Source organism: Paenibacillus sp. Lou8.1, from assembly GCF_024213565.1.
Taxonomy (GTDB): domain Bacteria; phylum Bacillota; class Bacilli; order Paenibacillales; family Paenibacillaceae; genus Paenibacillus; species Paenibacillus polymyxa_B.
Genome location: NZ_JANAVN010000003.1, coordinates 368,850 through 379,416 on the forward strand (window position 1 = coordinate 368,850; position 10,567 = coordinate 379,416).

8 protein-coding genes are annotated in these 10,567 nt (G+C 40.6%); all 8 read left to right on the plus strand.

The features are described from left to right. Window positions 1-33: 33 nt before the first annotated feature. Complete coding sequence (locus NLX78_RS06525) at window positions 34-2,799, plus strand: NlpC/P60 family protein (protein WP_254349937.1); 2,766 nt, start codon at window positions 34-36, stop codon at window positions 2,797-2,799. Between the two features lie 127 nt (window positions 2,800-2,926). After that, window positions 2,927-4,381, plus strand: a complete 1,455-nt coding sequence (locus NLX78_RS06530; RefSeq protein WP_254349938.1) for an NADase-type glycan-binding domain-containing protein — start codon at window positions 2,927-2,929, stop codon at window positions 4,379-4,381. After that, complete coding sequence (locus NLX78_RS06535) at window positions 4,381-5,826, plus strand: NADase-type glycan-binding domain-containing protein (protein ID WP_254349939.1); 1,446 nt, start codon at window positions 4,381-4,383, stop codon at window positions 5,824-5,826. Before NLX78_RS06530 ends, NLX78_RS06535 begins: the two co-directional genes overlap by 1 nt. Before the next feature lie 25 nt (window positions 5,827-5,851). Further along, window positions 5,852-6,859: a glycoside hydrolase family 19 protein gene (locus tag NLX78_RS06540; protein ID WP_254349940.1), complete on the plus strand. Its 1,008-nt coding sequence runs from the start codon at window positions 5,852-5,854 to the stop codon at window positions 6,857-6,859. Between the two features lie 44 nt (window positions 6,860-6,903). Continuing rightward, window positions 6,904-8,178 (plus strand): DUF4163 domain-containing protein, encoded by a 1,275-nt coding sequence (locus NLX78_RS06545; protein ID WP_254349941.1) that lies wholly within the window; start codon window positions 6,904-6,906, stop codon window positions 8,176-8,178. A 21-nt stretch (window positions 8,179-8,199) separates the two neighbouring features. Then, complete coding sequence (locus tag NLX78_RS06550; protein WP_254349942.1) at window positions 8,200-9,594, plus strand: phage late control D family protein; 1,395 nt, start codon at window positions 8,200-8,202, stop codon at window positions 9,592-9,594. Window positions 9,595-9,620: 26 nt separating this feature from the next. Continuing rightward, complete coding sequence (locus NLX78_RS06555; protein WP_165177926.1) at window positions 9,621-9,767, plus strand: hypothetical protein; 147 nt, start codon at window positions 9,621-9,623, stop codon at window positions 9,765-9,767. A gap of 291 nt (window positions 9,768-10,058) precedes the next feature. Next, window positions 10,059-10,567, plus strand: a 509-nt coding sequence (locus NLX78_RS06560; RefSeq protein ID WP_254349943.1) for a transposase, incomplete at its 3' end; no start/stop codon positions are given.

Genomic DNA, 10,567 nt, shown 5'->3' on the forward strand with positions numbered 1-10,567 from the left:
TGCATCATATGAAAAGCAAACGGGGGGAGTAAGATGGGACTGGCAGGAACTATGCTGACTTATGGAAATATTAGAGTGAATGCACCGTATGAAATTATCCGGCTACTTGATTTTGAATTGACACAGAAGATAAATGATCACGGCAAGGTGTACATCACTGCTCTCATACCGGATGAGGATCATGCAAAGTATGATGGATTAGCTTACGATGAAGATGTGCTAGAGGTATATGAGACGGATGAAGACCGAGGGACAGTTAGCATCTTTAAAGGAATCGTCACCAATATTAGAATTGCATTCAAAAATGGCGTATATCACATGTACCTTGAGGCTGCGTCTTTTACATATTTATTAGATCAACAACGGAAAAACCGTTCGTTTCAAAACAGCAACTTGACGTATTATCAACTGTTCCGCGAACTTATAGATGCCTATCCACACGGGGATTTTATTGACCTGACGGACAGTGATCAAAAGCTGGGCGGCTTTACTATTCAGTACGGGGAGAGTGATTGGGAGTTTCTAAAAAGAATGGCCTCTCATCTGCAAACTGGACTGATTGCCGAGATTACATCTGTGTTCCCAAGACTATGGTTAGGTACCTCAAAAGAACAAGTGAAAGGTGAATTGCGTAGCATTAATTTTTCCCTCCAAAAAACAAAGTCAGGTCCCCAGTATACATATGCTGAAATGGAGGATACGAAACGGTTTGAACTTGGAGAGGTCGTCATGTTTCAACGAAAGCATTGGGTTATTGATCAGATTCATGCAGAGATGAAGCAAGGCATTATGACATATGGCTACGTTCTCGTTCCGGGAGCAGGCATTCCGAGGGAGGTTATACATAACCCGTTAATCAAAGGTACCTCTATTGAAGGGAAAGTCATAGAGTTAGATGGTGAAAACGAATCCGTTAAACTTCACTTGTCCGTGGATTCTATGCAGTCCAAAGTTGAGGGGTGCTGGTTTTCATACGCCACCATGTATACCGGGGATGGAATTGGTTGGCATTGCATGCCTGAGCTAGGGGATCATGTCCATTTGTATTTTCCATCTAACAAAGAAAAGGAAGCTCGTGTAGTCCAATCTCTGCGTAAGAGAGACTACAAAGGAGATGAAATCAGCAAGCCGTCAAGAAAGCTATTTCATACCAAAACTCAAAAAGTGGCGAGATTCGACGACAAAGAAGTGGCACTTTCCACTCAAAAAGAAAAGATACTTGTGCGCTTGAATCCAGCTTCCGGTATTCACGTCTATAGTCATCACGATCTTACATTTCACGCCGATACAGACCTGGTGCTGCATGGCAAAAAGGTACAAATGACCGCTACTCGCGAAATATCTCTGACGTGCAAAAGCAGCTATATCCGAACCGATGGAACGCTTCATATCAAGGCTAGTAAGCTCATGAAAAATCAGGTGCCTGATGCAGAACTGAAAGCCTATAAATCCCTAGTTCAAGAATTGAAAGGGAAGGGATATCCGCAATGGGTACAGGACTTGCTGCTTCAATATAAAACGGACTACTACAAGGCCGTGGCAGCCGGGGACAAAAAGGGGGCCAAGGAAGCAGCAGCCAAGGCCAAGCAATTGCGTCAGCAGGTGGCAGAAATAGATCGTATGCCTGCCTGGGCCAGAGCGCAAATGCATGAATACACGTCCCAGTGGTGGGAAGCGCATGGAGCCAACGACAAAGCCAAGCAAAAACAGATGCATCTTCTCGCGAACCAGCTGCGTGACAATGTGCTAATCAACGAGCTGATTCGTGGGCATTCAGCCAAATCCTATCTGGATGCGAATCGGCTGGAGGAGCTGTCCGGGCAATATTCAGATGCAGCCCATAAGCTGACCGTTGCTGATCAAAAGGCTCTAGCCAAGGAAGCGGCTGCTCTGCGAAGTAAGTATGGCGTGAACAGCCAGCTTGCCAGGGAGAATTTGAACAAGCTTGCCAAGAAGTATCCAGACAGCTTCTCGTACAAGCTTCCAGCTACAGGCGATTGGGATAAGGAGCTTAACGCCGCACTGCATGACTTTGCGAAAAAATACGGTCTGGAGAATAAGGGCTATGGTCGTGATGTGCTCGCAGTGTACCTGCATCAAGTATCCAATGGCATTCTTCCATGGCCTAAGGTTAGCAAGGCTACAACGCCGACTGTTCCAACAACGACGACAACAACGAAAACGGAACCGGGCAAGAAGCCGTCGACTACTCCTGAAAAGCCAACGAAGGAGGAACCAAAGCCTACACCATCCAACAGTTCTGCCGAGGAGAAAAGGAAAGCAATTGTGGAATTCGCTAAGAAGTTTTTAGGCAAGATTCCTTACTGTAAGGATACTAAAATCAGAACGATGAAGCTTGATCCCAACAACCCTCCTGAATATATGGACTGCTCTGATTTTAGTTCCTCCGTGTACTTGACCATATTAAATGTGCATATAGGCGGTAATACAGGAGATCAAATCCTTCGGGGGACAGAGGTTGACTACAAAAGTTTGCGATCCAGTGGAGATTATAAAAATCTGAAGTTAGGTGACTTAATCTTATTTGATTGGGGGAGTGGGGGGAAAACCAAATTCAAAGTAGATCATGTAGGAATATATGTGGGAGATGGAAAGTTCATTCACGAGCATGGTCAAGCAGAAAATCTTGCCGAAATGAAAAAGGATCACAAGCCATCTCATAATGTAACAATAGATAAATTAAACACAAATTGGGGAAAAGGTTATGGTCTTATATATTCAAACGTTATCGCAGTTAGACGTATTATACAAAATGATGGCTCAATCAATTATAAATAAGAAAGTAAGTAATAGCTTAAACATCATAATAATATTTGATTCCAAGGTATTCTCTCAGGAGAAAAAAGTACTGCCCCGTTTAGCTAGGTAGGCTTTAATTGAGAACGGAAGAGGAAGTGGTAAGAAAGTGAATTTTATAAAAATCATACTGATTGTTAGTTTTGTAGCCATTATATCAGCATGTAGTGGTTTTAAAGGAGAGGAAGCTGTCCCGTCTCCTCACCCCCAAGAAATATCATCACACAGGGTCACACAAGATAATAGAAATGTTACTGAAAAAGAAGCACGGTGGCTTTTAAATGGAGAAGAAGACCCATATCCGACTCAATTTTTGACCAATTTAGATGATCCTACAGGGAAGACCTATATACGAATCGATGACTTGGTAGATGCGATGCAAACTAAAGAAGAGCGAATAAAATATCGCGGCTCCCAAGTAACTGTCAGTAGAGTGTTAAATGATGGAAGTCGAATGGCGATCGTAAGGACAATCTCTGATGTGGAAGAAGGGGACGAAAAACACATTCTTGAGGTATATGATCTGAACTCAGGAAAAAAAGAGTCCGAGTTTGAACTGCCTTCAACGTCTTACCCTGTAGTCTCTCCTGATTTAAGTAAATATCTTTATGAGTTGAATGGGCAAGTGTATTTATATGATGCAGTAGAGAGGAAAACGACAAAAATAGACCTTGGGAAACGTAAAATAGATTTAGGTATCATTAGTTCAGGATTATTTTCTCCAGATGGCACTAGATTCTGTTTTGAGGAAAATGACCAACCAGGTATCATCATGCTGAATCTGTCCGGTATTAGTGGAGCAAAACGTTTACTTGCAGGGTCTATGGTTTCGCTTTTGCAATGGGATCAAGAAGATAAATTAATTTATACAATTTCTGAAGAGGACGACAATTACACAAAAGATGTTGTCTATTCATTTGATATAGAGAGCGGAGAAAAAAGGTGGATAACTAAAAGTACGGCACCATTTATACTATCCCCTGATCAAAAATTGGCGCTGTCCGCAGAATACGAAGCTTCAAAAATGTATCTGGTTCATCTGAGCGATGGAAGAAAGGAGGATATATCCTCTTTTACTAAAAACCAAGGAATACGCACGGCTCCAATACAGTGGATCGAAGCAAAAACCAATTATATGAAGTATAGCAACAAGGTTAAAGTGAAAAGAATTACTGCCTCTTCTACGTTACCTAATCAGGGTATTCGTTCTTTAAGTGTGGACAATTTAACGGATGGAAATTATTCAACCTCTTGGTGTGAAGGGACCAAGGGGGGCGGAGTAGGGGAAACGGTAACTATAGATTTGGGTTCAACTCAAGAGGTGAGAGGTATAGATATAACCGATAACTTCATGTGGGTTAATAATAAGTATTTAGACATGAATACAATCCAAAGAATGAAACTTGATTTCTCGGATGGACAATCATTAGTGCTTGAGAACAATGACACACGTTTCAAATTTGATGAACCCATACAAACATCTTTCGTCAAGATTACCATCCTGGAAGTGAAAAAAGGCGCGGACTTCCCAAATACATGTATAGGTGAGCTGAAGTTATTGTGATGAACAGTAGAAAACGAAAAAAAACTGCGGCATGGATAAGTAAAATTACGATATTGGTCATGATCTTTTCCATGCTATGCGGGTGTATACAATCGAATGAGGGGCAAAAAGTAGGACAGGGGCGGAATGAAACTTATGCTCCTGTCTCTCAGTCCAAGAAACCTCTTCCAACAAAAAGGGCTGTAAATTGGTTGCTCTTTGAAGCGGAAAATGAAAACATGCCTATCGAGTATCTCGCTGATATGGATGATCCTACAGGCAATACGTTTATTGATACAACTGATATTATTGATCGGTTGTACGCAAGTGAGAAAGAGGATTTCCCTAGAAGTGAGCTGGAAATAATGCGATTTTCTAGTGACGGCAGGACTATAGCACTGAGCAGATATACACATATGATAGATTACAGTGCCATTTTTATTTATGACTTATCCACATATAAAAAGTTGTATGAATTTAATATACCTGATAGGGAATACGTTGTAATATCACCGGATTTAAGTAAATGTGTGTACACCAATAATGGAGATTTTTTTCAATACAATATTCAGGGACGAGTCACTCAAAAAATAGCTGTTTCCAACTATACTGGTTCGGAAGAATCTATTGGATATAGTGTGTTTTCTCCTGATAGTTCAAAATTATGTATTGAAGATAATGGTACTCTATATATTTTTGATCTGATGGCGAATAAAGAGGTTCAACGAATCACAGTGACCAAGGCAATGAAGGTTTATCAGTGGCTTTATAATAATAAGATAGTTTACCGTTCCTATGATGACGAAAAGTGGTGCATGTTGAACTTAGATGACGGAAAGAAGAGGGTGTTGGCAGAATTCTCTAAGAACCCTGTTATAACCTTGGATAACCACAGGGTTGCTTATGTGAATTCAAAGGGTGAAATGCAACAACGAAACATCCAAACAGGTCTGCCTATAAAATACTCCAATCTATTTCACAGGATAGGCTATAACGTGTCCCCTACACAATGGATACAAACAACAACGGATTTAATGAAATATCGAAAAAATATCCCGGCACGGAAAATCACTGCCTCTTCTACACTTCCAGATCAAGCAGGGAACTCCTATGCTGCCCAAAATCTTATGGATGGAGATGCGAGCACAGCCTGGTGTGAAGGGGTTAAGGGAGACGGGATTGGAGAGTGGATCAAGATTGATTTTGGTTCTGTGCAAGAATTGAAGAGTTTCGAGCTTATCAATGGTTTAGCTAAGTCATCTAATGCTTTCCAAGCAAATAATAGAGTTAAACGAATGAAATTAGAGTTTTCAAATGGACAGACTTTAATAATAGATAATGATTTTATAAGTAACCCATTTCTTGATAACCCCATCCACACCTCTTTTGTGAAAATAACGATTGAGGCCGTAGAGCGAGGAACCAAATATCACGATACCTGCATGTCGGAGATACGATTCTTCTAAGCATCCCTAACAAAGGAGAAGGCATATGAAGTGGAAAGAACCAACGTTTGGTGCAACACCTATGTTGAAAGCTTTAACAACCGCTAATGCGCACAGGAAAGCAAAGGCTTTTGATCTTGCAGCAGAACAGAAAAAACAAAAACTAAATTACCCCGACTGGGGCCAAACCTGGCTGCGTAAATACAAAGAAGATTGGTATATTGCTCAAGTAAATGGCGACGAGGTCGGCATGCGCAAAGCGCAAAAGCTGGCAGAGGGGCTGCGAAGCAAATTACGTGAAATGGCTACGTTCCCCAAATGGGCTCAAGAGCAAATGCAAAAAGAAACCGTTCGTTGGATGACTGCGGAGGCAAGCGGAGATATCAGGGAAAGGTTGGCTGCTGAGAAGGCGGGACAAGCCATTCGTGAGAAGTTGGGACTGATCGATACCACAGAGAAGGCGCCGCCAATAGATAAGGAAGTGAAATCTAATAAATCGGAAGTCAAAGAAGTCCCAGCCGTAAACGAATCAAAGCAATATGTTAGTGTGAAACAACTAGAACAACTTGGTTGGATTAAAATAAGTAAAGCTATGATAACCGATCTGAACAATTGTTTGGAAAGATACAATATCACAACACCGGCTAGAATAAGACATTTTATAAGTCAATGTAGTCATGAATCCGCTGGCGGTCGCTATACAAAAGAAATTGCAAGTGGCAAGAAATACGAAGGGAGAAAGGATTTGGGCAATATTTATAAAGGTGATGGCCCTAAGTATAAAGGTGGGGGATACATTCAATTAACAGGACGACACAATTATCAAAAACTATCTACTGCTTTAAATGATCCTAGAGTTATGGAAGGTGTGGAATATGTTGCAGAACATTATCCTTGGACAAGCGCAGGATTTTGGTGGGAGCAGCATAATATGAATGCTCTGTGTGACAAAGGTGCAACAGTAAGGCAAATTACTAAAAAAGTTAATGGCGGGTACAATGGATTAAAAGATAGAGAAATGTATTACAAGAAATGCGAGAATATTTTCAAATGAATTTTAAGGATTTATTCTTAACGTTGTGAGATGAGGGAAAGCTCTTGATTAGAATTCATTATAAAAAAATAGCATTTATTATACTTGTGTTAATGATAATGGCCTCGTGCGGAAAAGTGTCAAAAGATGTAAGTTCAATTCACGTTGAAAACAATAAAGGTAATGATGTTCGGGATAATCAGCCAAGCTATGAACTCATTCAAGAGAAATATTCAGAACATGGGATCATTATTAAATACCCTCAAATTACAAAACTCAAGGATATTGCAAAGCAAAAATATTTAAACCAAATTCTTAAGACTGATGCTTTAGAAGGATTACAAAACTATGCGGATTCCAATTCTGGAGTCCATGTTGAAATTGATTATGAGATCAAACGACAAAGTGAACAATTCTTGAGTGTTCAATATACGGGTGTTCGTTATGTGAAGGACGCAGCCTATCCTAGTCATATGTTTTATACGACGAACCTGGATATGAAGCAGACTTCAAGAATAAAATTGAGGGATCTGGTAAAGGTCGAGAAATCTTTTATTGAGCTTATAAAAAGCGGGAAGATTACAGCTGTCCAGCCGGAGCAACAAGGATTAATCAGTGATTTCACAAAAGATGATTTGATTCAATTGTTAGCAAACGCGGATGTAACCAAAGGTTCGCCTGCGGAAGCAGAAATGGAATCGTTTAGTTACCTCACAAGTGATTCATTAGGTATTAGTATCCCTGTGGCTCATGCAGTAGGGGACCATGCGGAATATGAAATTCGTCTTGCACAGATTCCAGATAATATTAAGCAAAATAAAGAACTATGGACTGAGCTAAGTTCTGTCGTTGATCAGCCAGCTACCGTTGTAAATGAAGAGAGATTGGATACCGACCAGTATGAAATTGAAGAGTCACAGTCTTTTCAAACTACTCTCGAAGGCTTTGGGAAAGTAAGGTTTGTATCGACTCAAGCAAAGAAAGATGAAATTCCCAAAAACTACTTTTTTCTATTAGATGATCGAGAGCGAGTTATATATTCATTTCCAGATTTATATGGGAATGAATGGTGGTATGCTGATGAAGGCGTAGAAGCAGTGGCCTTCAAGGATGTAAATAAGGATGGATTAAAAGACGTTATCATTATTGCTTATTATGAAACGGGCTCTGGACCAGATGGTGCAAAGCCATTCCCTATAGCGGACATATATTTTCAGAAGAAAAATAAAACTTTTACCACGATTCCTACATTAGATGAGGCTCTCAACGATCAGGGGCATAATCAAACCATTAAAGATGTCATTCAATACGTAAGCAAACAACGGATAAACGTAAACTAACCGACATAGAGGAGTGGTAACATGGGATATCCAATCATCAAGTATAATGGAACAGTTTTATCTCTTAAAAATCCAAAAGTTAAAGTTGTACAGAAAATGAATGAGCATGTGAAGGTCTTTTTGACAGGTGTGTTAACGGGTGCCCAAATGGAAGAGTATACAGATCATATGGAGGCAGGGGCTAAGTTAGTCGTTTCTTATGTGAATGATGATCAGAAGCAGATTGTATTATTTAGGGGATTAGTCACGCAGTTCAGAATCAAGATGGTATCCAATGTAGCTCATTTGGTTGTCGAAGCTCTATCTTATACATGCCAGATGGATGAAATACCTCATAGACAATCCTTTCAAAATGTGAAGATGAAGGTGCAGGCATTGCTTGAACATGTACTCAAATCATATCCCAAAGCGAATTGTACGAGCCGCTTAAAAGATCAGCTTCTACAGGAATTTACGATGCAATTCGACGAAACGGACTGGTCATTTCTAAAACGTATAGCGTCTCGGCTTGGTTGGGGACTAATACCTGATCCGATTGGTGAAAAACCTCAGTTTTATTTTGGATTACCGGATGGTGTCAATCAAGGTGAGCTCAAACAGTATAACTACTCGATGACCAGAAAAACCAAGCCAGGGGCCAGCAAGGAAGACAACCTTTTGTATTACAAAATACAAACGACAGGGGCCAAAGATGTTCTGCTGCATATTGGCGCAGAGGTCAAATTCAAAGGGAAAACCTTATACGTCCTGCAGTCTGTTGCGTTTATACGCCATAGTGTCTTGTGGCATGAATATGTGCTGACCACATCGGATGGAATGAAACAGGATTTGATTGTAAATGAGAGTATTCGTGGCATCTCGTTAAAATCGAAGGTTATTGGAATCGAGCAGGACCATGTGAATGTTTTCTTTTATGAAATGGACAAGGTCAAGCCTAACGTCAAGGAAACCTGCGCTTTTCCAACGGCTACATTTTATACATCGGAAGGGAATACGGGATGGTACTGCATGCCGGAGCTGTTTGACTTTGTAGATATCTACTTTCCAACCGCTAAAGAAAAAGACGCCATTGTAACTCACTCGATCCGCAAAAGATCCAAAGGGGGCGACTTTATTAAGGACCCATCGACGAAGATCTTTATGACCAAGTACCGCAAAGCCATTATATTTGAGAAAAATGAAATTTTAATCACGGGGAATGACGATGAAGTGGTGATTCGACTGCTGGATGACCATGGAATTGAACTGCGGAGTAAAAAGGACATACGTGTTAAGGCTGATGGAAACTTAGTATTCAATGCGGGTAACACAATACAAGTCACCGCGAAGGATGCTATCGGTTTAAAATGTAAAACGAGTTTGGTAGAAATGGATGGTAACATCAAAATGACTGGAGTAAAGATAAAGACGCAATAACTAAAACCACCAAGAGAGGGTAAACCATGGCTAAAGTAACTACAGGAGCAATCGTGAATGAGAAACCGCCTACCCAAGAAGACATGATACAAGAGTGGAAACGTAAAATAAGCAAAGGTGAATATCCTTTTATTCATGTAACTAAGCATAGCGCCCAAAGTGAAGAGCGTTAAATATGTTTAGCAACAAGTAAATAAGGCTCCTAAGGAGCCTTCAGAGTGTCGAGAAAGTCCAGAGGACTTTTCGACAATTCTATTTTTATATGGGGAGACGCATCTTTTAAAACAAAAATCGATTTAAAACGATCTGAGGACCCTAGTTTTTAGACCACTAAGACAGTTTTAAACCCCCTGCAAAAAAACAGGGGGTTTCTCGACAGCTTTTTTTATGTTCATTTTATTTAAGACGACACCGCGTTAATGTTATATAATATAGGTAACTATTGTAGAACGGACGGTGTTGATATGCTGCGACCTCATCAAGACAAACAACAATCTTTTGAATTGGTTTCTCTGGAAGAACTGGTACCACAAGATCATCTGCTTCGTAAAGTGGATACATATATAGACTTCTCCTTTATTCATGAGAAGGTAAGCCCGCTGTATTGTGCGGACAACGGGCGTCCTGCCATTGATCCTACCGTGTTGTTTAAAATGATCTTTCTCGGCTATTTCTATGGCATTCGCTCAGAACGGCAACTCGAGCGTGAAATTCAGACGAACCTGGCTTATCGCTGGTTCCTGGGGCTGGGTTTAACGGATAAAGTTCCAGACCATACGACGATTAGCTGGAATCGTCGCACTCGCTTTAAAGACACCACGATCTTTCAAGATATCTTCGATGAAATTGTGCTGCAGGCGATCTCTCACCGAATGGTGGGTGGGCGTGTTCTTGTCACCGATTCCACACACGTCAAAGCCAATGCTAACAGGCACCAGTACACCAAAGAACAAGTGTTGCAGAATACCAAAGA